Origin of the sequence: Flavobacterium aquiphilum, from assembly GCF_027111335.1 — a bacterium.
Lineage (GTDB): Bacteria > Bacteroidota > Bacteroidia > Flavobacteriales > Flavobacteriaceae > Flavobacterium > Flavobacterium aquiphilum.
This window is the reverse complement of record NZ_CP114288.1, coordinates 618,918-645,636: the sequence shown is the minus strand read 5'-3', so window position 1 is coordinate 645,636 and position 26,719 is coordinate 618,918. Positions and strand designations below refer to the sequence as shown.

The window sequence follows — 26,719 nt, the reverse complement described above, 5'->3', positions numbered from 1 at the left end:
GAAAACTAAAAACAGGTAAATATACGCACATTTGCTTTTTAAAATATTTGTAGGTTTGAATCTATTAATCAGTTAGTTAAAAATTTTAAAAGATGAATTTAGCTAAGATACTAGATAAACTTTCCAAAAAAATAACTTCTGAAATTACTGCATCAAATAATGGAGTTATAGTAAGTATCGAACTGACAAATGTTGCCACTTTAAATGATGGCGATGAATTTTTACAAGAAAAATCTTCAATGATTCTTTCCATAGTAAATATCGAAGAAGACAAAACGCTAAAAAATCAAAGTTTATACAAAGAATATCCGGGAAATGGCAACTTTATTGAAAAATATAAAAAGCCAACCCAAAACCTGATTTTGTCCCTATTGTTTACTTCGTACAATAAAAATCAAAGCAAATATGCCGAAGGGATTGATAAGCTAGAATACATCATCAAATGTCTACAACAAAACAATGTGTTTTATTATGATGATACCAATTTTTTTGAACAAACTGAAGTTTCTGAAAATCAAGCTAAATCAATGAATAAAATTATTCTGGACTTGGTAAGTTTAAAGTCAGATCAGCTTAACCAAATGTGGTCATATCTGGGAAGCAAATACATGCCTTCTGTATTGTACTCCATGCGAATGATTCGTGTTCAAAAAGAAAACAACCTACCGACAGATCCAGTTATTAATAAGGCAAAAGTCCAATTGTGGGCTAATGACAAAAATGATATAACAGGTGAAATTGAAACCAATTCTTTTCTCTTAGACTAAAATTTTAACTTCTCAGCTATTTAAAAAACCAATAAAAACATAAAATTATGAATATCAGCTCTATCAAAACACCCGGCGTATACATTAATGAAATTGATGCATTCCCGCCTTCGGTTGCACAAGTTGCAACAGCCGTTCCTGCCTTTGTAGGCTTTACCGAAAATGCCCCCACTCCCAATATTACGACCAGAGTATCTTCGTTTTTAGAATTTCAACAGCTTTTTGGAGGCGCACCACAGCCAACTGGAATTACAGTCGATTTAGATTCTAATTCCCAACCCACCGATAATTGCACCGTTTCAGAAAGTAAATTCAAACTCTACAATAGTCTGCAGCTTTTTTATGCCAACGGCGGAGGTGAATGTTACATTCAATCAATTGGTTTGTATAAAGAAAATCCTGCTTTTGACGCTTCTACCAAAGCCAAATTTATTACCGGTATTGTTGATCTCGAAAAATATGATGAACCTACCCTGTTGCTTTTTCCAGATGCAGTAAATCTTTCCGTTACGGATCTTGGTCAAGTTCAAAAAGAAGCCTTGACTCAATGCAAGAAACTTATGGATCGCTTTGTTATTATGGATGTAAAATATGACAACGCAAATACCCCGATTAAAGATAATGGTGATTTTAGAGATGGCATTGGAACGGAAAATTTAAAATACGGAGCCGCTTATTATCCTTATTTGACAAGTAGTTTTCCGCAAACTTTCAGACTATCGGATATTAATGCTTCACTGGCATCATCGGGTGGATTCAAACAATTTTACCCAAATGACAACGATCTCAAAACCAATATCAGCTCTTTTGAAAGTCTTCATACAGATGTTTCAGGGTTAAAGACAACAAGCACAGCAACTATCGCAGCCAATAAATTACTGGATTGGTCTGCGCTAAACGCAACAAAGCTGAATGCCAATTTAACAAAGAGCTGGAACCTCATCAAAGTATTTGCTAAACCAAATGACTTTACGAATCCCAACCTAGTTATCTATGTCAATGCCGATTTGGTGTCCATTTCTTTGAAACCTGTGGTTCAAAAATTAATTGATTTTAGAAAAGCATACGAAAAACTTAAAAAACCAGACGGTGTTACTACTGTTGATGCTTTGTCATTAACTATAAACGATGGGGACTTTAATGGTAATTGGGGGCTAATATCGGCAATTACTGAATCCTCTGTAAACGAATATGATGGCAAATTGAGCAATTTGATTGCAACTCCTTCTCCTCATAGTGAACCAGATTTTGTGAAAATTCAAGCCGAACTTAACAAATTGCACACACTAGTTGTAAACGCAATAGACACTGCCGTAAATGCTGTTTACAAATACGAATTGGTACAGGAAAATAATCTTATCGCGCAAATGCCAATTTATGGAAGCATTGTTGCCAAATTATCCAAAAGCATGAATACGATTCCTCCAAGCGGCGCCATAGCAGGTATTTATGCCCAAACTGACGCGACCAGAGGTGTCTGGAAAGCACCAGCCAATGTAAGCCTTAACGGCGTGATTGGACTGACCAGAGACATCAACGACTTTGACCAGGAACCAATGAACATACACGAAACGGGGAAATCCATCAACGCCATCCGTAAGTTCACAGGTAAAGGATTCTTGGTTTGGGGAGCACGTACACTCGATGGCAACAGCAATGACTGGCGCTATATCAACGTAAGACGGCTTGCCAATATGATCGAGGAGTCTGTAAAAAAAGCCTGTATGCGCTATGTATTTGAACCTAATGTTTCCCAAACCTGGGTAAATGTAAAAGGAATGATTGAAAATTATCTGACCTTGATTTGGAATGACGGAGCATTGGCTGGAGCCAAACCGGAACATGCCTTTTTTGTTTCTGTGGGAATCAATCAAACAATGACTGCCCAGGATATTCTGGAAGGAAGAATGATTGTAAAAATAGGATATGCACCATCCAGACCTGCTGAGTTTATTATACTTGAATTCAAACAAATGCAGCAAAAATCATAAGTTACATAAAGAGTATCATTCTAAAAAAAAATTTAGTAGTTAACATTTAAAACCTAAAGTTATGCCTAATACAGATTTTCCTATCCCAAAGTTCCATTTCAGCGTTGAATGGGGCGGTACAAAAATAGCCTTCACCGAAGTTTCAGGTCTTAACAAAGAAATGGATGTCATAGAGCACCGTGTAGGATCCAGTCCGGAATTTTTCAAGAAAAAAATGCCCGGCCTGCAAAAATTAAGCAACATTTCACTCAAAAGAGGAGTTTTTGCTGGAGACAATGAATTTTACCAATGGTACAATACCGTGGCAATGAATACTGTCGAAAGACGTAATATCACCATCTCACTCCTGAACGAAAATCACACACCGGTCGTCGTTTGGAAAGTGAAAGACTGCTTTATCGTTTCTTTAAAATGCTCAGACATGAAAGCAGATGCAAACGAGGCAGCGATAGATACCGTAGAAATTGCCAACCACGGATTCACGATGGAACACGTAGCTTAATGGCAATATGGCAAGCTCAAACCCTATAGTAGGCTTTCATTTCTCGGTGATTTTTGAACTGATGCCACAGTTTAGTATCGATACCAAATTTCAAAGTGTGGGTGGTTTAAAAGGAACTCTGGAAATGGAGTCTGTGAAAGAAGGAGGCCAAAACAGGTTTACCCATCAACTGCCTATACGAACAGGATATCAGGATTTAGTACTCAAAAGAGGACTTACTTCAGATATGTCGGGCGTTTCGATGTGGTGTCTGAATGCAATCGAAAATTTCAATTTCAGCCCGGCCAATCTAGTGGTTTCATTATTGAATGAAAACGGAAATCCTGTAAAAGCCTGGTATGTATCTCATGCGATCCCATTGTCCATCGATTATGGTGATTTTAATGCCGAAGAAAACAAAATTGTCATCGAATCCATTGCTTTGAAATACAATTTCTTCAAAGAAATTCCGATACCGGGTTTTTAAGAAAATTACTGCGTTCATTTTACAAAAAAATTATGCCGATAGAAATCAAAGAATTACACATAGTTGTAAAAATTGAAGAAGAAAAACCTTCCTTTCAATCCCAGGCTATTTTGGATAAAACACAATTAGAATCTATAAAATCGGATCTTATTCGAGAATGTACGTCAAAAGTATTAGAAAAAATAAAACAAAAATCTGAACGATGATAAATGCTGCTTTAGGTATTATAGACAAAATGACCATTGAGGTTTTTGAAACAAATGATTTTGGCAAAGACCCTAAAAAAACCATTTTTGTACAACTCAATCCAGAGAAATACACCACAAAACACAATGTTGTTTTTTGTGAAGGTCAGCCTATGGGAGCTACAGGCAACGATTTAAAATTTAACAAAATTGAAGGTGAAGAAGTAACATTTGAATTTCTTTTTGATAGTTCCGGGGTTATTCCTCCCGGCAAAACAATTGATGGAAAGAAAAAGGAATTGTCTTTTCTTGACAAAGCAGGTGAGGTTTTTGATGCATTAAAACCCGTTGTAGTAAATCCTTTTGATGAAGTAAAATCGGTTGAAGAAGATCTGGAAAATTTCAAAAATCTATTGCTTGGATACAACGGAAAAACACATCATACAGCTTATTTACAGCTTTTATGGGGAAGTTACCGTTTACAATGCCGGTTGAAAAATATGGAGGTTGAGTATTATTTGTTTCGAAAAGATGGAAAACCTATAAGAGCAAAAGCCAAATGCACCTTCAAAGAAACTGTTTCCTATAAACTCATGCAGGCCGAACAAAAGAAAAGCTCTCCAGATCTTACACATGAGCGGGAATTTGAAATGAATGACAAACTTACTCTTACTTCTGAAAACATATATGAAAATCCTAATTATTATATTGATGTAGCCCAATCCAACGCCCTTTTGAGTTTTAGAAACATTCGCTTTGGTAAAAAAATAATTTTTCCACCCATTAAATAATCAAGCATGCCTATAAAACCTTATATAGCTGAAGATGAAGTCCTGAAACTGGAAATTCTGGTAAAGGAAAAAAACGATGGATTGGATACTTTACTCAAAGAAGCACATGTTCATTTTGAGCTTAATAAAATTCCAACGGCTAAATTCACTTTCATTGCTTCGAATAGGGATATCGATAAAAAGGAAACTTTTCCAAGTGATTCTTTAAAGGAAAATGATGAAATCACTTTTAATGTTACCATTAAAAAGGAGAAAAAAACACTTTTTAAAGGAGTTATAAAAGCTACCGAAAAAGTGCAGGACGGTAATTTTATCAATATGAAAATTGAGTGCAAAGACATTTCCTATGAAATGACTTTACCCAGTACAGAACCCGAAACCAACAACCAAACATTTGAAGACAAACTAAAATTATTTACCAAAAAACTAAAACTTAATGATGAATTATCCGGAAAAGATTGGGGAAAAGAAAAGATAACACATAACCCGGCCACATTGCCTTGGGATTTTGTTTTAGGATATCTGGATTCTGTCGGGGTTTTTGTTTCAATAAACAATGGGGCTTTTAATGGTGTCGATCTGTTAAAGACACCCCCAACAGAAAAATATTATGCAGAAAACGGTATCAATGTTTTTTCATTTACCGGAAAATCAGATGAAACCAAAAAATTAAAAAAAGCCATCATTGAACATTGGGATGCCGCTACTCAAAAAAATATCAAAACCGAAAAAGAGCAAGAGGCAATAAACCCTTATCAAAAATTAATAAAACTTAATGAGCTCAGAATTGGTCCCGCGACTGTAGATAGGATGCTTCTGGCTATTCTAAAAAAAAGCGAACTGCAGACTATCAATGGTAAGATTCTAACCTTTGGCAATTTGGAAGCTCATACGGGGGATTTTATAAAATGCGGCAATGTAAATGAAAAAATAGATAATAAACCCATCATCATTAGTGCTTTAGAACACACTATAGAAAACGGATGCTGGAAAACAGAATACACTTTGGGATTTGAAGGAGAGCCTTCATTTGCAGAAAACGCAAGCAAACAATCACCTAGCCCACAAGCACAAATCGGGCAAATTAATGCCGTAAGTGGATTGCAAATAGGAGTTGTAGTGCAAATTGACGAAGACCCTAATAACGAATTCAGGATAAAAGTTCGTATTCCTGCTCTTTCTGAAAAAGGAGAAGGGATTTGGGCCAGACTAGCCACTCTTAATGCCTCAAAAGAAATGGGAAGTTATTTTATTCCGAGTGTAGATGATGAAGTCATATTAGGCTGTCTTGGCAATAATCCGGATACACCAATTATTTTGGGAAGTCTTTACAGCAGCGCAAAAGCAATGCCCTTCCCTGTCAAAAAAGAAAATTATACAAAAGGTTTTGTGACCAAAGAAGGTACAAAAATAATCCTGGATGATGAAAAAAAATCAATAGAACTAAGTACCAAAAAAGGGAACAAGCTCCTCATAAGTGATGATGAAAAAGGATTTGTCCTCGAAGATGAAAACAAAAATAAAATTACAATGAACCAAGATGGAATCACGATAGAAAGCAGCAAAGATTTTATTGTAAAAGCATCAGGAGATGTAAAAATTGACGGGATAGGCTGCAATGTCAGTGCTTCCGGAAATATGGAATTAAAAGGAGGTATCATAAAAATAAACTAATATGCCCGCAGCAGCAAGAGTATCAGATATGCACATTTGTCCAGCATCAACCGGAACAGTTCCCCATGTAGGCGGACCTATTTTACCGGGAGGCAATACTACCGTTCTCATAGGCGGAATGCCCGCCGCAGTAGTAGGAGACAATTGTGTATGTGCAGGTCCAACAGATTCCATTACAAAAGGGTCTTCAACAGTTACCATTGGAGGAAAAGCGGCTGCAAGAATGGGTGATTCAACAGCCCACGGAGGAACAATAATAATAGGATGTCCAACAGTTTTAATAGGAGGTTAGAAAATATGGATAACGAAACATTTATAGGGACAGGCTGGAGTTTCCCACCTACATTCAATCCCATTTCCGGGTCAGTAGAAACGGTAGATGGCGCAACAGACATTAACCAAAGTCTGCAAATTCTTTTGGGGACAAAACTAGAGGAACGAATCCTGAGATCAGATTTCGGGTGCAATCTTTCCCCTATGTTGTTTGAAAACATAACTGTAACTCTCCTTACCAAAATACGAGGGATTGTTAAAATAGCAATACTAAAATATGAACCCAGAATAGACCTCAACAATGTCTCTTTTGCTTCTGAAGAAACCTCACAGGGACTTATAAAATTAGAAATAGATTACACAATAAGAACGACCAACTCAAGACATAATTATGTATATCCTTTCTATCTGGAAGAAGGTACCTATATAAAATAAATGCTGTCTTCTGTTATTTAACAGTCATACTAAAAATAAAAAAATGGACAATTGCTCATCAAACATATCAATTCATCAAGGAATGGGAACAACCCAGGAAGAGCGATTTTTGACAGCTCTCAAACCTGATTATTTCCTTGTTGATGAAAGAAAGGAAATAGATTTTATAGCCTTTGCCCAAAAAATTGCCACTCATATAAAATTCTATAATGACACCAATATTGAAGATGGAAATTGGTCCAACTTCTTTCAATGGGAATCAACAGCAATACTTGTTCAGTTGTATCTATGGGATGTGCAAAAACTGCAGGAACAATATAAAGTTATCAAAACAAAAGTCAAAGCTTCAACTGTTTCATCTGATCAAAAAAAAATCCTTCTGTCCTATTTTGAAATCATAAACACTCAATTCCTAGACTTTAACCGAAAAATAAGTTTTTTAGATCCTGCCATCTCATCCAAAGAAACCTTACTGGGAACAAGCCCTTATTTTGTTCAAAAAATAAAGGATTTGAATGATAAAATAACCGCAAGTACAAATCCATTAGCTTTAATTTCCAATTCACAGTTTGACAAAACCGTACAACAACTTTATGGTCTAATTCAAAATTGGAAACAGGTTTCGGGCGAAAGCATTGCTCTTCAACTGGAAAATTATTCCGGTCATAAACCGCATTTTACATTATACCTTTCGTTCTTGAAACTCTTGGGAGTAGCACAAAATCAACTCAATGAGTTTACCAAAAGACATCTTGATTTTTATTACACAGACATTTTACAGATACAACCTGCGAATGCACGCCCTGATTATGTCCATCTGGTACTTGAAACTACACCTAGTAAATCTGCCTTGGTTCCAAAAGGAAGTGTCTTCCCAGCAGGCAAAAATTCATTGGGCAAAAATAAATTCTATGCTTCAACAGCAGACCAAGGAATTAATGAAGGCAAATTACATTCCTTTTTAAGTCATTATAAAAATTCTGTTACCCTCTGGAAACAATCAGATTTTATAAAATCAAATGCACAAAATAAATCTTTCAATGTGTTTCCGGACACAGCATCAGTAGTAGAAACCGGCTTGCTTATTGCCAGTCAGTTATTCTTCTTGAGTGGAGGTTACAGAGTGATTTTTATCAAAATAAATGATGAAACTTTAGACTTATCCCACTATAAATTTTTTATAACCGGTGAAAAAAAAGTAATCGAAATTACTTCTGCTTATTACTATGGCAATTATATCTATCTAGAGATACTAGCTTCAGAAAAAAAAATAATTGCACACGATCCTAAAATCCACAGTGACATAAACATAAATACCAACTATCCTGTTCTGAAGATAGTTTCTTTAGATGGTGCAAAACAAATCGATATAACAAAACTGGATATTTACGTTTATGTTTCAGGTTTGAAAAATTTTGTTTTAAGCACTGATACAGGGCTAGTTGATACCAGTAAATCATTCAAACCTTTTGGTGATTTTCCAAAAAAAGGCAATAGTTTCATCATTGGCTGTAATGAGTTTTTTATCAAAAAAAATGCTACTCTGTATCTGGATATCAATCCCTATTTCATCAACAGTTTTGATTCTACCCAAAGTATTGATTTGCAGACGGAAAAACTAATTGATGGTTTGTGGACCAATGCCGAAAAATTTAATTACCAAATTGAAAATACCAACCCAATACTGGAATATCAGGAAAAAAACACATTACCAAATACATCAAGCGTTTCCGGCTACGCAAAAGTTATCCTAAACGACACCGATTTTGCAGGAGAAAAATTTCTTGAAACTTTTATTGCAAAAAGTAAAGTTACGGGTGAAACTTTACCAGTAGCTCCCACAATTAATGACATTAGTTTGCAATATTCTGTTTCGGATACCTACACTAATGGAACATCAAATAACCCAATAGAAGTATATCACATTCTCCCTTTTGGATACAAAAAAGATGAATTATATGATTCCAAATTTCCTCATGACGCTCCCTTGGGCGGAGAACTATATTTAGGATTTGAAAAAGCTGTCCCCGGAAACGGATTGTCTCTTTTGATCCAATTAGCAGAAGGGACCGCTAACCCCAGACAAGAATCGGCTACTGTAAAATGGTCTTACTTAAATCAAAATTCATGGATTTCGATTATGCCTCATGAAATGGGCGATGAAACAAACGGACTTACACAATCAGGCTTGGTACAATTAACGATTCCCGAATTTGATACAAGCCAAACTACTATTTTGGATAAATCGCTGTTTTGGATAAAAATTGCTGTAGATAAAACCGATGCCATTTGCCATTTTATTGGTATTCACACTCAGGCGTTAAAAGCTGTTCTAACTGATTTTGAACAAAACAATAGTTTCTTTATTGAAAACACACCTAAAGAAACTATCTCAAAATTTCATGAACCTATTGATTTTATAAAAAAAGTAACCCAGCCATACGCCTCTTTTTCCGGCAAAAAACGAGAAGATGATTTATTGCTTTACCAACGTTCCAGCGAAAGGCTAAGACACAAAAAACGCGCAATTACTTCCTGGGATTATGAACGATTAATATTAGATGAATTTCCCGAGGTGCATAGGGTAAAATGTTTGAATCATTACTTATATAATTCCTCTGCTATATCCAATGTTTCTGCGGGTTATATCACTTTAATTCCTATAGCAAAATCCAATAATGATCAAAATCCTGTTTCCTGGAAACCGCTTTTGAGTTTGGGGATTATGAAAAAAATTCAACAATATATCGCCAAAATAGCGTCACCTCACGCAAGGATTTCTGTAAAAACCCCCACTTTGGAGAAAATAGAGGTCAAATTCAAAGTGAAATACCATGATATTCCAGGTGCTGATACTCTATTGTATGCGTCGGAACTAAAGAAAATAATCAACACATATCTGAGTCCCTGGGCATTTGAAAACACTGAAGTCGTTTTTGCAAATACCATTGAAACTTCATCAATCATACAATTAATCGACAATCAAAATTTCGTGGACTATATCACCGATTTTGAAGTTAACCAAATCATTCTCAATGACACAAACGATACTGTAAAAACAATCTATTATAAAGTGAAGGAAATTACTCCGATGACTGATTTCACCTTATTTGTACCCAATGAAACTCATTTTATAGAAGAAATAAATAATTGATCTATATGAAAACCAATTATTTTATAGCAAAAGACCGAAAACTCCTTCCCGCTCAAGACTATGATTTCTTGAGAAAAGAAGGCATGAAATATATCGAAAAGCTAGGCAACAAACTCTGGACAGATTACAATGCCCATGATCCGGGAATAACTATTCTTGAAGTTTTGTCTTATGCTATTACCGAGTTGGGTTATCGTAACAGTTTTGACATTAAAAACATATTGTGCGACAGATACGGAGAAATCTCAAACAAAACCTTTTTCCCGGCAAGCGCTATTTTTTCTAATGCTCCTCTTACCGAAATTGATTATAGAAAACTACTCATTGACATCGACGGGATTTCCAATGCCTGGTTTTTGGCAACCAAAAAAACAGCCGACTCCTCAGGTTTTCCTGCTCCGAACGATAATGAGATCCCCATTTATATAAATCCGGTAGAAGACAAATTGAGCCTAAAATCGGTTGACAAAAACAATACAGCGCTACAGCAATTACCACTTAGAGGTCTAAATAAAGTGGTAATAGAACTGGAAGAAGATCCTATTCTTGGCGATTTGAATTCTACTCTTTTGGATTTCGAATTTTTAAACAAAGATCAATGGATTCAAGTAAATATTAATCCGGAGTTTGACTCTTGGAACAATCCAAAAACCAATTTACTGGAAACATTGAGCAAACCCGCTAAAATAAAAAATATAAAAATTGAGAAAACTGACAGCAAAGTCATACTTACTCTTTATAAAGTGCCGAATGGAGCAGAATTCCTAACTTTTACAATTAAATGTTATGATTCAAGCGAAATTGATATTGTATTGGCTCATTTTTCTGTTCCAAAAAATTATCATGAACTGCTTACCCTTTTTAAAAATAAAAAAAATAAAGTAGAGGCAACTTTCCAAAAAGTACACCAAAAACTACATCAAAACAGAAATTTTACCGAAGATTATTTATGCCTTTCGACTATAGAAAGTATCGAAATTGGTATTTGTGTTGATATCGAAATCGAGCCTCAAAGTAATGTTGTAGATGTTATGGCTCAAATTCAGATTGCCCTATTTGATGTCATAAATCCTCCTATTCGTTTTTACACATTAGCACAATTGCTCGATCAAGGCTATCATTCTGACGATTTATTCCTTGGTCCAAAACTGGATCATGGCTTCCTGAAAGAAGAAGAACTAATTAATTGCTCCTTACCAACAGCGATTCATTCTTCGGATATTATTGCCGTTTTGATGGCGGTAAAAGGAGTGGTTTCGGTTAATAATCTTTTGCTTACCGCTTATGATAAAAACGGCAAGCCTATTCCCGGAAGCTCAAGCCAGCCTTGGAGTTTGAATCTTTCCGGGGAAGTGAATCCTATTTTTACTCCGCAAAAATCCAAAATACTTCTGTTTCAGAAAAAAATTCCTTTTCTACTTTCAGAAAACAATCAGATGCTGGTCGATCAAAAAATAGAAATCTATAAGTCCCAACAAAAAAACTACAAACTGCTCAACATCAATAATGAATTACCTTATCCGTCCGGGACATTTTATCAACTGGATGAGTTTTACAGTATCCAGGATGAGTTTCCTCAAAATTATGGTTTGGGAAAAAATCAATTATCGGATAAAGAATCGGATTTAAGGAAAGCGCAAGTCAATCAACTCAAAGGTTATTTACACTTTTATGATCAAATCCTCGCCGATTTTTTCAATCAATTATACCATTCCAAAAATATTTTAGACACTGTTACAATAGATAGAACGTACTTCCCAAAGTTTCTTTCAAAAAACGATTGGACTGGCGGAGAATTCTATTCCAAAGCACTTTACACCAGTTCGTTTGAGAATAATTTATGGATTCCAAATGACGACCAGATTACTATTTATGAAAACAAAACTGATTTCTACGATCGTCGTAATCGGGCGTTAGACCATTTGATGGCACGCTTTTCAGAAAGTTTTAATGATTACGTTTTCATGATGTATCAGGTCAATCAAGATGCAAAAGGCTTGGGAGAGCTTAGTTTTCAATTTGAAGATTTAATACAAGACAAACAAAACTTCATCAATAATTATCCCGAGATAAGCAGTAAAAGAGGTATTGGGATGGATTACATAAATCCGAATACTTTAACTCCGCCTGATTTTTGGAATTCCAATTCCCGAGGTGGTTATGAGAAACGCACGGCAAAATTATTAGGCATCAATAACATTAATCTTAGGAATATTGCCAATGATGATAGCCCGCAATCCCAATTGTCAATCCCAACGAAACTAGGCGTAATCCATTTTAAAATTCAAAGTCCTGGAACTGATTTGGCACTAAAATGGAGTTGGCTTCGGGAACATATTTTTGACCCCAATGCCTATACAATTCACAAAGCGAGCACCAAATTTTATCTCTATCTTGAAAAAGATGGTGCTAAAATAGCCAAGGTTGACAAACCGTTTGTCTCCTTTGAAACCGCATACGATTATTACAATTCGTTATTGCAGGCCTTGAATGAAACTTTCGAGAATTTTTATTGTATTGAACATTTGTTACTCCGTCCCCTTTTAACGACCAATCAGGACACTGATTTACTCACCGTTTGTTTACAGGACGATTGTAAAGATACTGCCAATAATGATCCCTATTCTTTCAAGGCTACAATCGTTTTGCCCGGTTATTTAACCCGTTTTCGAAACTTGACTTTTAGAAAATATGCGGAGAAAATTTTTAGGCAGGAAGCTCCCGCACATGTGCTGTTGAAAATTTGCTGGGTAAATGCAAATGACATGGCTCAATTTCAAAAAGCCTACAAAAACTGGCTCGAAAACTACCGCTACTTTAGAATAAAACAATGTTCTAAAACACTGCTCCCAAAAGACGAATCCAGCTTCTTGCTTCATCATAAAGAAATGATAACAGCTCTGAACGAATTGAATACGATGTACCCCGAAGGCAACTTATTCGATTGTCACTTGAGTGAAATAACCAACCCCATATTATTAGGAAATACAGCATTAGGAACACTTTAAAAATAGCAACATGAAAGCATTTAACAACTCCAAATATCCCGTTTTTGAAGCAGATCAAGTTCTAAGCCAGAAACATCTGAATAGTGTTGTAAGTTACCTGGAGGAACAAGATCGCTTGTCTAGAACAGGACTTTTAGGCATGGGAATTATATGCGGATTAGAAATTTCACATCCACAACCCAATCAAATCAAAATAGGTTGTGGAACCGCTGTAACTTCATTGGGATATGAAATTAACTGGGAAGAAAAACTTTTTACTTTTTACCATGATTTGGAACTTTCAGCTAATTTTCTTGGAGCCAATTACAGTAAAGAACCGTTTTTGGAACCAATGCTAAAACATGGATCGAAATACCAGCCTTTCAAAAATGCCATTGAATTATTGGAGCCTACTACTACAGAACCCTTAAAAACAGCTATCCCAAATGGCTTTTTCAACGACAAAGTAGTTGTATTTATTTTGGAAACTGCATTAATTGACGAGAAAAACTGTGTCAATACCAATTGTGATGATAAAGGCAAAAGACTGGAATTCACTGTGAGACCTTTGGTTATAAAGAATTCGGATATTGCTCCTTTGCTGTTGCTTGGTTTTGACATAAAAAAAGCATCTCAGAAATTAGTTGCTCCCAGATACAATGTTCCTTTCAAAAATTTGATAACCGGTCAGCAAGTACTTGATGGTTTCAAAAACTGGTATGACGATGCTTTTCTAACCACTCTTTCCAATCAAATAAACGCAATTTACAACACCAACAAAAATATCCTAAAATCAACTTCCGACTTTTCTTCGTTGAATAATTGCAAAACGCAATTAGTTCAAATCATCAACGCCAATAAAGACAAATTACAAATTCAATATGTGTGTGACTGGATTTCCGACATAGTTTCTGCTTATAATGAAATTGTAGATTTCCAAAATCAAAATCCAACTTTTTGTTGTTTTGACGAAAGTCAATTTCCCTTTCATATTATTTTGGGGAATGTCAACTTAGAAAATAATTTCAGAACCCCTTTTATAAAAACAGGCAATACCGACAAAGAAATTCTCCTGAGAAACAAACTCAATATTTTATTTGAACGATTGGTTCTTTTGATAAAATCCTGGTCCATCACTGATACTGTAATCCGAATAACACCCACAATTTACGGCAATTCGCCATTGTCCAAAAAGTCGATTCCTTATTATTATTCCAACTTTTTCGAACTCAATAAAAAGTGGAATCCTGACAAAACAGTAAAAAACAAAACCAACGAAATCCTTTCTTATCAGTCAGAAAAACCCAATTATACCGATTTACTATGGGTCAAAAAACCGCTGTTATATGACTTGGAACCTTATAATTTTTTTAGAATAGAAGGGCACATCGGAAAAAACTATCTGGAAGTACTTACCGAATTATCCTCTTTAAAAGACACTTACAACCTGCCATTCAAAACAATTGCGCTCAATGCAGTCGATTTTGTGGGCAAAGACGTTGACATCACAAAACATCAGGGAGATTGGTCAGATCTGGAAGTTGATTACGATCTGGCTAGAAAAAAAGTGTACAATATCACCGAGTTTGTCATTAATTGGATTACTTCAAACAAGACGGAAATTATCAAACAAACCATAATGACAGACGCTACGATTACTTCTCTCAAGAATATTTTGACAGAAGTAAAAACACTATTGACAGACAATTTAAGTGAGTTTCTTCCCAATTATAAAAGCTTTTACGAAATTTTCAAAAACTTAAATGTCCTATTCCTGTTTCATCGATTTTGTTTATTGTGGGGCAAGAACAATCTGTCCGTTTTGGTCGAAGACTTAATTGATCACTTGGACCAAATCAACGAATTATTTCTTGAAGATTCCTTTACGGTTTTATATGACGAAGCTTTAAAAAGATGGAATACGAGTTATAAGGATTTGTTTTTGTCCTCCTTTTTACAAAAAAACAAAGGAATGGAACACCATGCAGGAGTTTCAGTAGGTGGCACATTTATTTTGGTTTACTCCGATACTTCTATTTTTAAACCGCAGCAGACGGCTCCAAAGTACCAAGTTCTTCTTAATTCCATAAAAAATTATACGGATAGTTTTTCTTTTGGAACCGTTGAAGAAACAAAGACAATCAAAGATGATCTTACCAAAAGTGTTTTGTTTGACAAAACCAAATTCTCCTATAGTGATTCCTATGATGCAAATGCGCTCAAAGATTGTAAAAATGAAACGGAGAACCTGAAGGCCAATCTGATAAAAGTGGCGCAACAAAATCTTTCTGCCAATTATCCCGCACATTTACAAGAGTTTTTCTTAGCCAATATCACAAACTTATTCCAATTTGAGCCATCGATTTTGGTCGAAAACAAAGCTCCGCAAAAAGTGGTACTTGCAGATTTTTTCTTGCCTTACATTCAAAATCCCGAAGGAAACAACATCAATATTGTTATAGGAAACACTGAAACTGTCCCGACAGATTTTGAAAAAACAGATTTTAACAATGACGATTTTAACACTTAAAAAATAAAACTATGGCAACCAAACAGGAAATAATCACAGCGATTGACAGCAAAATTATTTCAAAAGGAAATATAACCGCTGTTGACACCAACAAGATTCTAAAAGACATTTTGGAGTTTTCAGACAAACCCGCGCCTACTATCAATGGTTTTGATTTCGGAAATGTCAGCAAACCTTTTAGTACCAAACAACTTGCGACGATAAAAGTAAATTTTACAGGTATTGAGAAGTTTTCATGCTCCATGTACATCTGCACCGAAGCCAAATTGAAAGACCCGCAAATCGATGAAAAAAATGGTCCGGATTGGATTTTTTTTCCACTAAAAGACGAAGAATATAAAATGCTGCAATCTTTTTTACCCAACATCAATGAGAAACAAATGTATCTCACTTTTATGGTCCCTTTCTATAGAGCAGAATATAAAGACGGCACTACCACAAGTGTTCCAGGCAGCCTCACTAATGATACCAGGGCATCCGTAAGTCGTGCTGATTTTCCAATGACGGTAATTGGGGTTGGATTACTCGAAGACCAAAAGAACCAAAAAGGCGTTCATATTATAGTACCAGAAGCTGGTCACATTTCAACATCTGTAGCTCTTTCGTATAAACCAAATAAATTGAATTTTGATCTCTTCACAAAAGAAATGCAGACTAATTTAGATAAAATGTACAGCAGTATCCTTGAAGATAATGATTTAATTATTGACTAAAAGCAATGCATTTACTCCAACAACATACTTTGGACATTCGTTGTGCTTCACTCGATTTTGGGAAAGAAGTGCAAAGTGTTTTACAATCATTGTTGGAAAAAGAATTTTATCCAAAACTAGAACTATTGCTGAACCAGTATTCTTCCCAAAACTATACCTGGAAAATTGACAAACTGGAAATAATTCTTCCGCCTCTTTCCAGAAAAAAATGGAAAGAAGAAATTGTAACTCATTCATTAGAACAAATTGAATCCTATTTAAAATTACATTTTGAAGATTTTGAAGAAAATGTTGAGATAATCAAAAATTCTGAAACAGTATTTTCAAAAAACAGTATTGCCGAAAATTTGTTTTTCATCTTTTTACAAAAAGGAATTATTCCCGAAAATGGATTGGTTAAAAGTCTTGAAGAATTAATTGCAGAATTAGAAGTTAATCCTTCTTTTATTCAAAAATTAAAAGAGGTATTTCTGGAAAACCCGAAAGCGCTAATCCGCTTTATAAATGCATTTTCAAAAGAGTTTAAAACTAAAATCACTTCTCAAATTGAAAATTCTCTATCAGAATTCACCATACTATTTCAATTTGTATTGGCTTCAAAACCAAATTCTTTTTCCAATACAACAATAGAAAGCTGGATTGAATTTATGGCCTGGCAATTTTATTTTTTTAAAGAAAAAGCAATCCCAAATACAACTCTTTATCAAGTTACAAAAACTTTAATCACTCAATATTGGGATATAGAAACCTCTCAGTTAACAGCTTTAAACAAATTGTTAAACGAAAAGAAAAGCTTTTATAAAAAATACACTTTGTTGCAAAATACTGATTTCATCGTTTTTTTGAACATTATTTTTTACTCTCTAAATATTTTAAGTCCAATAAAAGAATTAGAAACCGAAGAAATAAAGACTTTAGAAATTCCAAAAAAAATGAAATCCGAAAGACCTTATTCAAAAATACAGAATCTGATTTATATTGAAAATGCAGGTTTGATACTATTTCACCCTTTTTTGAAATCTCTATTTGAGCAACTGTATTTAACAAAAGATGAAATCTGGACAACCAAAATCAGTCAGCATAAAGCGATTCTCTTAACCCAGTTTTTAATTAACGGAGAAACAAAAATTGGAGAAAATGAATTGGTTCTGAATAAGATTTTATGCGGTTTCCCAATAGAAAATGTAATCAATACCCAACTGGAAATTACTTCCACTGAAATAGAAAAATGTGAAAGCCTACTAAATGCTGTGATTGAACATTGGAAAATTTTGGGTGACACCTCTATTGCCGGTTTACGAGAAACTTTTTTAAAAAGAAAAGGAAAAATCCTTTTAACTGAAAATGAAAAATTAGAACTCTGGGTAAAACAAGAAGGTGTTGATGTTTTACTAACCCAATTACCCTGGGGAATCGGAATGATAAAAACCCCATGGATGGAAGATTTTTTACAGTGCTATTGGAATTAAAGCAAATAATTATAATGAATTAACAGCTCAATTATCGGACAAAATGGGTAAAACAGGACCTGTATTTAAAGCGCTTACTAAAAAGCCACAGCGAAAAACCATTCCTTTCTTTCCTTCTGCAATCAAGAAAAAAAAGAAAGAGAATGCTCTTGTGCCTGTAACTGTAAAAGCTAAAAAAATAGAAACCGCTGATCCTGTTCTTAATTTTAAAAAAGCATCCATTCTTGATATTCAAAAAGCTAAGATTGTAAAAACTGCCAAATCGCAAAAGAAACACGGTACTGCCGAGGAGAAAAAAGAGGAAATGCAAAAGGCAGTTTCCATAAACCCGGCATTGGAAAAATCTAGTGTGGCCAAGAAAAATCAGGTGGAAGAAATGGCTAATGCAAAAAAGACAGTCAAAAAATTTGATTCCAAAAAATTCTCGGATGCCATTTTGGAAAATATCAAGAAGGTGATTCCAAAAAATAAAGAAGAGATGGAAAAAGACCAAACCTCTTCTGAAAAAATGAGTAAGGCTCAACAAGATATTACTGATTCCCTTGAAAAAGAAAAACAAAATACAAACGGAGAATTAGCCAATACAGTAAGCGCAACTCCGGACCAAGCAAGTGTTGTCTCAAAAACAGTAACACCACTCTCAAAAGAAGATATTGGAACTTATCCCAATGTTTCCAATCCGGGTTTTGCACCGCCTCTCAAAACAGCTCAGGACAACGACCTCTCCGCTGATTCTAAAAAAATTGATAATGAGCTGGCCAACAATGATATTTCTGAAGAACAGCTTCAAAATGGAAACGAACCCTCTTTTGATCATTCATTAGTAGAAAAAAAAGAAAGTCAGAAACAAGCAGCCGATACTCACCAGCAATATTTAAAATTAGCCAACCCAATTGCGGGTGCCACAAAAACGAGCACTAACTCCCTTACTTTGGGTGGTTTGGCCAAAATGTTTGGAGTACGAAATAAACAATTAAGCCAAGTCGATAAAAACAAAGAACTTAAAAAACAAAAAGAAGAAGAGGTTCGAACCAAAGTCGCAACCGATTTAAATAAAATTTATGATGACACCAAACTTCTGGTGGAAACCAACCTTAAAAATCTAACCGAAAAAGTAAACAAAGATTTTGATGAAGCTCTGGATATTGCCAACAAAACCTTTGAAAAAAATGTAAAAGAAAGAACTGATACCAGCTGGTTTGATGATTTAGTCAATTGGGCAAAGGGCATTCCTAAAGACATTAAAAAAGTTTTCATTGAAGAACAGGATAATTTTATCAACTCGCTAGCTCCTGTGGTTCGAAAAATAGGAGATTTGGTTGAAAGAGAATTAAACCAGGCGACAAAAGATATTGATGATGGAAAACTCAAAACTCAAAATTACTGGAAAAATCAGGACAAAGACACTCAGAGAATCGCCGGCGATGTATTTACCCATGCAACCGAACGGTTTTCAGAACTAGAGGCCAAAGTTGAGGAAGCTAATGAAGGCTTAAAACAAAGTATTACTACCAAATTTAATGCTGCCGTAGCCAAATTGGAAGAAACATTTGACAGGATTCAGGAAGAAAACAAAAGCTGGCTCGAACGCGCCTATGATGCTGTTGTCGGAGTGATAAAAGCCATAATCCAAATGAAAAATCTGTTGCTGAATGTCTTGGCAAAGGTCGCAGATGTTGTTGGCAAAATAATTCTGGATCCTATTGGTTTTCTGTCCAATTTATTGGATGCAATTGTTTTAGGATTTCAAAATTTCGGCAAAAATGCATTGGAACACCTCAAAAAAGGATTCTTCGAATGGCTGATGGGCAATATGCCTCCTTCTATAAAATTTCCTAAGCAATGGGACTTGACTGGGATTTTTGAATTCATCATGTCGGTTTTTGGTTTAACTTGGGAAAACATTAAGGCAAGGGCCACAAAATTGTATGGGGCAACTGTTGTAGCTGCACTGGAAACAGGTTTTGAAATATTTCAAATAATCCGAAAAGAGGGTATTGGAGGATTATGGAATTACATCAAAGAAAAAATAGGAGACCTCAAAGTTATGGTTGTAGATGCCATACAAAATATGCTCATCGAAACCGTGATTAAGGCCGGAATAACTTGGGTCATCAGTTTGTTTAATCCTGTTGGTGCTTTTATAAAAGCGTGTAAACTTATCTATGATGTCATTAGTTGGTTTATCAATAATGCCAAAAGAATATTGGATTTAATAAATAGTATAATTGACAGTACTGCACTGATTGTCGCAGGCAAAATTACACAAGCCGCCAATTTTGTTGAAAATTCGTTGGCCAAATTAGTTCCGATAGCCATTGGCTTTTTAGCTGGTTTACTTGGTTTGGGAGATTTAAGCAAAAAGGTTCAGGCCTTACTTGATAAAATACAGGCTCCTGTCAATAAAGCTATAGACTGGGTGCTTGAAAAAGCTGGAACTGTTGTGAAAAAGCTGTTCAAAGCTGGAAAAGCCGGAGTTAAAAAATTACTCTCCTGGGTAGGTTTGAAAAAAGAATTTAAAGCTGAAGACGATAAAAAACACAGCATCAACATTGAAGGAAATGAGAAAAAACCAAAATTAATTATTAGAAGTACTCCAAAAACCCTTGAGGAATTAATTATTGATTTCAAAAAAGAACAGAAATACAAAAACAATAAAAGCAAGTATGACGCCCGAATTGAAAGCGCTTTGAGAATCAAAACCAAATTCGAAAATGCCATGGAAAAAAACCAAGGCAAAACTGGAGTAGATTACGATGGGCAATTTGAAGAAATGACTCAATCGCTGATTAACTATATCAAAGATTTGTTTATATCTTCCAAAGCAGCTGACAAAAGAAATGTAACCTTCAGTGGGGAAAGCAATGGTGTAGCAAATGGCATGATCGCAAATCCTCTAATTAATGATGGAACTGCTGGTGCAAGTACTACCGGAGCAACCGGAATTTACGATACCTTATTCAAAAGAAAACATCATGGAGGCAACGTCCCTTACTACATTCAGGGGCATTTACTGAATCATAACTTAGGTGGTCCGAACGAAAAACAAAATTTAACACCGCTGAAAAGATCAACCAATTCCGAGCATGAAGCCATAGTCGAAAAAAGCCTTAAAAAACATTATTTGGAAAAGAAAAAACTCAAATACAATGTTACACCAACTTACGGACTTTCGAGCCCATTAATAACCAGCCCGACAACTCCTGACCAGAAAAAAATAAATGAAATAAAAATTCAGGAAAGTAAATCGGTTCCTGTAAGCATTTCTATTCAGTCTTCCTATTTTATTGATGAAGGAGGTACCGAAAAAGAAAAAAGCCTTTTTAACGGAACTATTCGAAATAATATTGAAACTAACGAAAAAGATTATACACTCTAAAAACATAATTTACCGTGCCATTTCAAACATTAAAATCCTTTCTCATTCAGTCGCTTCGTTTTGTCGAAAACGAAGAAGAACCTGTGCTTTATAACTTCGAGAATTCCTTTTCGGAAGCTTTAGGAAGGCAGACAACCCATGAAGAATCGGTTATCCTACTTTTGGCATTAGTCCCAAACATTCTGCCCCATTTTTTTGATGAAATCATAAAAGAAGTCTATCCCGATGGAGGGGAATTACCAGAACTGGGCGGAATCCGGTTGGACAATCACAGGGGAATGCTTCCTACAGGTGAAACAGTACAATATATTTTGGCAAGGGAGGATATTAATTATCGATTGGAAATACAGCAACTGTTTGCACCGGCGCATTGGTTTTCGAAAGAAAATATTTTATTCCTGGAAGACGTAAAAGAAGGCGAGCCTATAATGAGCGGCCGCATTATTTTACCTTCTGAAATAGTTCATCTTTTATTTTTTGGCGAAAAATTAAAACCAAAATTCGGAACCAACTTTCCAGCTCAGGAAATCACCACCCAAATGGAATGGAATGATTTGGTTGTAAATGAAAATACGCAAGACCATATCAATCAAATCAAACTTTGGTTGAAACATCAAGAGCAATTACGCCACGACTGGGGAATGGCCAAACAAATTGCACCCGGTTATCGAAGCCTTTTTTACGGTCCGTCAGGTACTGGAAAAACGCTTACAGCTACTCTGCTGGGAAAAGAATTCAAAAAAGAAGTTTACCGCATCAGTCTATCACAAGTTGTCTCTAAATACATTGGTGAAACCGAAAAAAATCTAGAAAAAATATTCGTACAAGCCGAAAATAAAAACTGGATTCTCCTTTTTGATGAAGCCGATGCTCTTTTTGGGAAACGAACTCAAACCAAATCTTCAAATGATAAATACGCCAATCAAGAAGTGAGCTATTTATTGCAAAGGGTAGAAAATTTTAATGGGTTGGTTATCCTCACCTCCAATTTTAAAAACAATATCGATGATGCTTTTTTAAGAAGATTCAATTCTGTTATCCCGTTTAGCAAACCAACAGCTGAAGAACGTTTGAAATTATGGGAAAACTGTATGCCTAAAAAAACGAAACTCAAAGATCAAAACATTCTTGATATAGTCGCCAAAAATTATGAGCTCAATGGCGCACAAATAGTTTCCGCAACGGCTTTTGCCTGCTTACAGACACTTGATGCCAACACTACAGTAATCGATTCTCAATACATTTTGAAAGGAATAGAACTGGAATACAGCAAAGAAGAAAAACTTTTTATTGCTTCAACTTTAGTTTCCAAAACGGGGTGAAAAAGAAGGGTTATAAAATAATTTAGAAGAATCATAAAAATAAAAAAATCAATCCAAAATTGACTTTCCCCAATAGAGTCTATGTCCCAAATAGGGAAATTGATTTGCATAAAAAAAACCCAAGTGAACTTTTCAATTCAGTTGGGTTTTTAAAATTTAATATTACTTAAAGCCTCCAAAATAAACTTCTTTCATAAATATTCTGTTGCCAAAAACAGGATTTACCTCTACCTTTTCCCTAAGCTCCTGATAAGATGTTTCCCCGTAATAATCTTCAATTTCGTTTATGACTTTATGTGGTATTTTTGCATTATTCAGTGCCGCAATCTCTCGGTAATCTTTAAAAATCTTTCTTTCAAAAGAAGATTTATTTCCCTTGAAATATTCTGTTTTTTCAAAAGAGACTATCGTGAAATTTTCTTTGTCAACATATAGATTATATTCGGTTTTAGGAACTGTTCTATTGCTAGAATTGAGTGTTTTTTCAAAATAAGTAAGATGATAGCACAATCTCCCATCGGATATGTCATCAGACACTAAATCAAACTTATTCCATAAATCAATCCGGAATGAAGTCAACAAATTGAGGGGATCTAGATTGGTCACAATATCGGAATAATCGGAATTGTTAATTTTTTTCCATTTTTCAGTGCTGTTATCCATATCGTCATGAACCCATGATTCCGGACCATTCACTATTTCGTAATAATTATTGGGTGTTTTTTTCTTCAAAAGATAATTCGTCTCTGTCGCCCACTTCTCTTCTGTTTGTGGCATATTGCTGTCTTCGAGTTTAAGCTTCGACAGAATATGTGTTTTTTCTATTTTCTTAATGGCTTCACTCCCACCCAAATTGTTTATGACTTTGGCCAATAAATCCGAATTTTTTTGAAAATAAATAGAGTCTAATATATTCTTTCTTTCGGTAATCCTTTTTTCAAGTGAACTCGTTCTGCTTATTTTCTCTTGTTCCCAATCGGCATCTTCCTGAATGATTCTTTCAAAAAAAGCGAGTCTGGCTTCTTCCTTTTCTTCCTTAATTTTGAAACCTAATTTTTTTAATTCGACAAAACGATTCGTATGCGTCCTAGTCATTCTGTCTACAAAATTAGCCTTATTGACACGGTCTATAATATCTGTCCCTTTAGAACTTTGTTTGTCGTTTTTAATAAGTAAATCGGCAAAATACAGTGATTTTTCTTTGTTTTCCAATAGTAAATACGTCAATGCCAAATCATAGGTAACTAAAAACCGAATGTTCTCGTTTTCGGGAAGTTGTGGGTACTTTGTCAACAGACTTTCCAAATAAACTAAATGTGGCATTAATACCTTCACGTCCAAACCTTTTTCTAATGTAACTTTTCCCATTTGTTCCGTTATGGCATTTTCAAAAGCAAACATTTGTTGATATTCCGGATGTCCCTTGGAGGTCATAAACTCAAATTTATCTTTTACCTCATCATTATAATATCCAAATTTATAATTGAGTAATCCTTGGATTCGATTCATTGTAGAATAAATAACCGTGTCAATTCCTAATTCTTCAACAGTAAGGTTCTCTTTTATCTCAGAGTTCTTCATTTTTTGTTGATTGGAAGCAACTGCCGCTTTGGCGCTTTCTTTATTGTAACTTCCTAGAAAAACATTCTTTTCGGAACTGACAAACACATCGGAATAAATCAATTTATCACCACACTTCACCTCTATGTTAACTTTGACATCATACCCGGAATACGGATGATAGGCCCATACTTTCGTTTTGCTATTGTAAACACTGTCCATTTGGGTATTCGTGTATCTTGGAAAAGGTATCGTGATATAAATTTTTAATTTCCCGTTTGAAGGATCCTTTATGTACCCGTCAATATTAAAATAGCTTTTTTTCAAAACTTGTTCCTCGCTTTTCAACTCGGGATCCATTTGATAAAAAGTAGTTTGGGTAATCACATTGTCTAAACAAGAATATTGAGAGTACTTAATTGTAGGCACAAAAAATTTGCCTTTTTTATAAGTGACTTTTTCTTGCGAATGGATTGCTGTAAATCCGAAAATAAAAAAGAGAAGTATTATTTTTTTCATATCAAAAAAAAAAGCCATCAAAGTAAATTTTGATGGCTCTTGAGTTTTTATTTTTTATTAAAAATTTCTATTGAATCATCGAGCACATAAAAAATGTTTTGTGTCGCCGGATCAATTTCGTAAACGGGATGATTGTTTTTAAAGATTAATTTATCAACCTCAACACCATCTGATTTTCTAACTTTCACAAGCATTTTTTCGCCTGTCTCTGTTTTTGCAAAAATATATGAAAAATCTTTGTTTTGTTTCATTGCATTAAAACGAGAACCGAATTTTTCAGCCACCATTGCCATTGCACCAGCTCCCGCAGCGGCCGCAGCAGACTGATTTAGTTTTGCCTTGTCTTTTTCTTTTACAACAGATGTCGTTTCATTACCATTAGCGTCACGAGTTGTCATAGTCCATTCAGAACCTTCAATTCCTTTTGCAACTGAAGTGGCTCCTAAAGCAAAACTAGCTACCATTGCACCACCTTTTAAAAACTGTCTTCCCGTTTCTCCCGGTTGGTTATAAGTAAGATGGTATTTTACGGAACCGTCAAGGGCAACTCCCATTACCTCAACCGGCCCGGAAAGGGCAACTCCCCAAGGAAACATTTCGATACTGTTTAATTCTTTCTCTCTTTTGATATTCACTTCTGCAAATGGCTCTGGTTTATCATCAATTGTAGGATTGAATTTATATAATTTTTCGTCATTATATACTAAGTATGAATTTGTTGCCTCATCATAAGTTGGCAAAACGGGACGATCTTTATCAAACTTGATATTGCGTTTCCATAATTTTTTACCCGTTTTGTAATCTACCATATTACCATAAGTTCCTGTAAGATACATTACCTTTTCTCCAACTTTTCCTAAGTAAAAAATAGGATCTTCTTTGTCATCAGCAATTTCAATAAAGTTTTTCCAAAGTTTTTCTCCGTCTTTATTGATTAACATCATTTCATTTTCTGCTACATACAAAAAGTCTTTATCGATAGGAATTACTTTTTTCAATCCATCACCACGAGCATCTTTTTTCCAAATTTTTTCTCCTGTTTTTAGGTCGAAAAAATTAAAACCGCCGAAATGAGCAATCAACAATTTGGTTCCCCAATCTTCAAGATAAACCACATATTTTGTTTTTATTGACTCTTTCCAGATGCTTTTTCCTGTATCTGTACTCAAAACATTTATATATTCTTTTGTAGAAAAAGTACCCGCTGAATTAATCACAACAATGTTTTTATCGTTTTGGGTTGGGAAAAATTTTGTATACTCTTCCTCGGCTTTCCAATTTAATTTTCCGGATTCTCTATCGAAGGAATATAGCTTTCCATAAAGTAAATAATAAATCGTGGCACCGTTTACCTGAGCTTTATTTATACTTGCTTTTAGCGATAAACTAAACAAAGATTTTGATTTATCCACAGGAGTATTCCATTTGATGCTTCCGGTATTCATATCAATTAAAGCAATATTCATATTCCCTTTGTCTCTCAATGTAAGCAAATATTCATTGGTTTCGGGAAGAAAATCCGATTGTACAACCCAAAAAGACTCTTTAGAAGAATTGTAAACTATTTTCCCCGTATCGGTATTAATTATTATGAATTTAGAATTAACATAAGCCTCAACATAAGGACTGTTTGGGACACTTTTTAGCGCTTTTTTTTCTTTGAACATCTTGTCTAAATCAGCATCTCCCAAAAGCTCCATTGTAGTGGCATTGCCATAATCCTCTTTGGTTAATGTCCATACAATTTTTTTGGTTTCAGCATTAATTCCGCTGATTTTACCATTTCCTTTAAAGACAATAACTCCTGTAATCTCGTTTTGCACTAAATCTTGAATGGTACCATCCGTTTTAATTACCTCATCGTAATTTCTCTGGGCAAATACCGATATGCTGACAAATAGAAACAGCAGCATTAAAAATTTCAATTTTTCCATTTTTGGGAATTTTATATTTTTTTATTAGTTAAAAAAAGACTCACAATTAAAAAGCAGAATAGGCCTAC

At 34.9% G+C, this 26,719-nt stretch carries 18 protein-coding genes; 16 read left to right on the top strand and 2 right to left on the bottom strand.

From position 1 onward, the window contains the following. The first annotated feature begins 92 nt into the window (after positions 1 to 92). The 16 genes from OZP12_RS02625 to OZP12_RS02550 all read left to right on the top strand — a co-directional run bounded on the left by OZP12_RS02625 (position 93) and on the right by OZP12_RS02550 (position 22,638). Positions 93 to 767 carry a Pvc16 family protein gene (locus OZP12_RS02625; RefSeq protein WP_281227502.1) on the top strand — a complete coding sequence of 225 codons (675 nt, stop codon included), beginning with the start codon at positions 93 to 95 and terminating at the stop codon, positions 765 to 767. A 47-nt stretch (positions 768 to 814) separates the two neighbouring features. Continuing rightward, positions 815 to 2,758, top strand: coding sequence for a phage tail sheath C-terminal domain-containing protein (locus OZP12_RS02620; protein ID WP_281227501.1), 1,944 nt, complete (start codon positions 815 to 817; stop codon positions 2,756 to 2,758). Positions 2,759 to 2,819: 61 nt separating this feature from the next. Beyond that, positions 2,820 to 3,260 (top strand): phage tail protein, encoded by a 441-nt coding sequence (locus tag OZP12_RS02615; RefSeq protein ID WP_111408249.1) that lies wholly within the window; start codon positions 2,820 to 2,822, stop codon positions 3,258 to 3,260. A 7-nt stretch (positions 3,261 to 3,267) separates the two neighbouring features. After that, positions 3,268 to 3,726, top strand: a complete 459-nt coding sequence (locus OZP12_RS02610; protein WP_281227500.1) for a phage tail protein — start codon at positions 3,268 to 3,270, stop codon at positions 3,724 to 3,726. Positions 3,727 to 3,758: 32 nt separating this feature from the next. Further along, positions 3,759 to 3,932, top strand: coding sequence for a DUF5908 family protein (locus OZP12_RS02605; protein ID WP_281227499.1), 174 nt, complete (start codon positions 3,759 to 3,761; stop codon positions 3,930 to 3,932). Further along, a complete protein-coding gene (locus tag OZP12_RS02600) occupies positions 3,929 to 4,702 on the top strand; it encodes a CIS tube protein (protein ID WP_281227498.1) in 774 nt (257 codons plus the stop codon). The genes OZP12_RS02605 and OZP12_RS02600 overlap by 4 nt, the downstream gene beginning before the upstream one ends. 6 nt (positions 4,703 to 4,708) lie before the next feature. Then, positions 4,709 to 6,376 carry a phage baseplate assembly protein V gene (locus OZP12_RS02595; RefSeq protein ID WP_281227497.1) on the top strand — a complete coding sequence of 556 codons (1,668 nt, stop codon included), beginning with the start codon at positions 4,709 to 4,711 and terminating at the stop codon, positions 6,374 to 6,376. Position 6,377: 1 nt separating this feature from the next. Beyond that, a complete protein-coding gene (locus tag OZP12_RS02590) occupies positions 6,378 to 6,668 on the top strand; it encodes a PAAR domain-containing protein (protein WP_281227496.1) in 291 nt (96 codons plus the stop codon). A gap of 5 nt (positions 6,669 to 6,673) precedes the next feature. Then, positions 6,674 to 7,084, top strand: coding sequence for a GPW/gp25 family protein (locus tag OZP12_RS02585; RefSeq protein ID WP_281227495.1), 411 nt, complete (start codon positions 6,674 to 6,676; stop codon positions 7,082 to 7,084). 43 nt (positions 7,085 to 7,127) lie between these two features. Continuing rightward, positions 7,128 to 10,238, top strand: coding sequence for a baseplate J/gp47 family protein (locus tag OZP12_RS02580; protein ID WP_281227494.1), 3,111 nt, complete (start codon positions 7,128 to 7,130; stop codon positions 10,236 to 10,238). A 5-nt stretch (positions 10,239 to 10,243) separates the two neighbouring features. Further along, the gene (locus OZP12_RS02575) at positions 10,244 to 13,246 is read left to right on the top strand and encodes a hypothetical protein (protein WP_281227493.1); all 3,003 of its coding nucleotides are present in this window, start codon (positions 10,244 to 10,246) and stop codon (positions 13,244 to 13,246) included. Positions 13,247 to 13,256: 10 nt separating this feature from the next. Continuing rightward, positions 13,257 to 15,755 carry a hypothetical protein gene (locus OZP12_RS02570; RefSeq protein ID WP_281227492.1) on the top strand — a complete coding sequence of 833 codons (2,499 nt, stop codon included), beginning with the start codon at positions 13,257 to 13,259 and terminating at the stop codon, positions 15,753 to 15,755. 11 nt (positions 15,756 to 15,766) lie between these two features. Next, positions 15,767 to 16,468 carry a hypothetical protein gene (locus OZP12_RS02565; RefSeq protein WP_281227491.1) on the top strand — a complete coding sequence of 234 codons (702 nt, stop codon included), beginning with the start codon at positions 15,767 to 15,769 and terminating at the stop codon, positions 16,466 to 16,468. Positions 16,469 to 16,473: 5 nt separating this feature from the next. Then, positions 16,474 to 17,937, top strand: coding sequence for a contractile injection system tape measure protein (locus OZP12_RS02560; RefSeq protein ID WP_281227490.1), 1,464 nt, complete (start codon positions 16,474 to 16,476; stop codon positions 17,935 to 17,937). Between the two features lie 43 nt (positions 17,938 to 17,980). Beyond that, positions 17,981 to 21,316: a DNA/RNA non-specific endonuclease gene (locus tag OZP12_RS02555; RefSeq protein WP_281227489.1), complete on the top strand. Its 3,336-nt coding sequence runs from the start codon at positions 17,981 to 17,983 to the stop codon at positions 21,314 to 21,316. A gap of 14 nt (positions 21,317 to 21,330) precedes the next feature. After that, entirely contained in the window at positions 21,331 to 22,638 is a 1,308-nt protein-coding gene (locus OZP12_RS02550; protein WP_281227488.1) for an ATP-binding protein, read from the top strand. Between the two features lie 162 nt (positions 22,639 to 22,800). Here the strand turns inward: OZP12_RS02550 and OZP12_RS02545 are convergent, their stop codons facing one another. Both OZP12_RS02545 and OZP12_RS02540 read right to left on the bottom strand, forming a co-directional pair. Continuing rightward, the gene (locus OZP12_RS02545) at positions 22,801 to 24,717 is read right to left on the bottom strand and encodes a hypothetical protein (RefSeq protein WP_281227487.1); all 1,917 of its coding nucleotides are present in this window, start codon (positions 24,715 to 24,717) and stop codon (positions 22,801 to 22,803) included. 47 nt (positions 24,718 to 24,764) lie between these two features. Next, on the bottom strand, positions 24,765 to 26,651 hold the full coding sequence (locus tag OZP12_RS02540; protein WP_281227486.1) for an outer membrane protein assembly factor BamB family protein: 1,887 nt from the start codon (positions 26,649 to 26,651) through the stop codon (positions 24,765 to 24,767). Positions 26,652 to 26,719: the final 68 nt, after the last annotated feature.

Coding starts and splice junctions, on each gene's coding strand:
- OZP12_RS02625 (WP_281227502.1), top strand. CDS start 93: ATGAATTTAGCTAAGATACTAGATAAACTTTCCAAAAAAATAACTTCT.
- OZP12_RS02620 (WP_281227501.1), top strand. CDS start 815: ATGAATATCAGCTCTATCAAAACACCCGGCGTATACATTAATGAAATT.
- OZP12_RS02615 (WP_111408249.1), top strand. CDS start 2,820: ATGCCTAATACAGATTTTCCTATCCCAAAGTTCCATTTCAGCGTTGAA.
- OZP12_RS02610 (WP_281227500.1), top strand. CDS start 3,268: ATGGCAAGCTCAAACCCTATAGTAGGCTTTCATTTCTCGGTGATTTTT.
- OZP12_RS02605 (WP_281227499.1), top strand. CDS start 3,759: ATGCCGATAGAAATCAAAGAATTACACATAGTTGTAAAAATTGAAGAA.
- OZP12_RS02600 (WP_281227498.1), top strand. CDS start 3,929: ATGATAAATGCTGCTTTAGGTATTATAGACAAAATGACCATTGAGGTT.
- OZP12_RS02595 (WP_281227497.1), top strand. CDS start 4,709: ATGCCTATAAAACCTTATATAGCTGAAGATGAAGTCCTGAAACTGGAA.
- OZP12_RS02590 (WP_281227496.1), top strand. CDS start 6,378: ATGCCCGCAGCAGCAAGAGTATCAGATATGCACATTTGTCCAGCATCA.
- OZP12_RS02585 (WP_281227495.1), top strand. CDS start 6,674: ATGGATAACGAAACATTTATAGGGACAGGCTGGAGTTTCCCACCTACA.
- OZP12_RS02580 (WP_281227494.1), top strand. CDS start 7,128: ATGGACAATTGCTCATCAAACATATCAATTCATCAAGGAATGGGAACA.
- OZP12_RS02575 (WP_281227493.1), top strand. CDS start 10,244: ATGAAAACCAATTATTTTATAGCAAAAGACCGAAAACTCCTTCCCGCT.
- OZP12_RS02570 (WP_281227492.1), top strand. CDS start 13,257: ATGAAAGCATTTAACAACTCCAAATATCCCGTTTTTGAAGCAGATCAA.
- OZP12_RS02565 (WP_281227491.1), top strand. CDS start 15,767: ATGGCAACCAAACAGGAAATAATCACAGCGATTGACAGCAAAATTATT.
- OZP12_RS02560 (WP_281227490.1), top strand. CDS start 16,474: ATGCATTTACTCCAACAACATACTTTGGACATTCGTTGTGCTTCACTC.
- OZP12_RS02555 (WP_281227489.1), top strand. CDS start 17,981: ATGGGTAAAACAGGACCTGTATTTAAAGCGCTTACTAAAAAGCCACAG.
- OZP12_RS02545 (WP_281227487.1), bottom strand. CDS start 24,717: ATGAAAAAAATAATACTTCTCTTTTTTATTTTCGGATTTACAGCAATC.
- OZP12_RS02540 (WP_281227486.1), bottom strand. CDS start 26,651: ATGGAAAAATTGAAATTTTTAATGCTGCTGTTTCTATTTGTCAGCATA.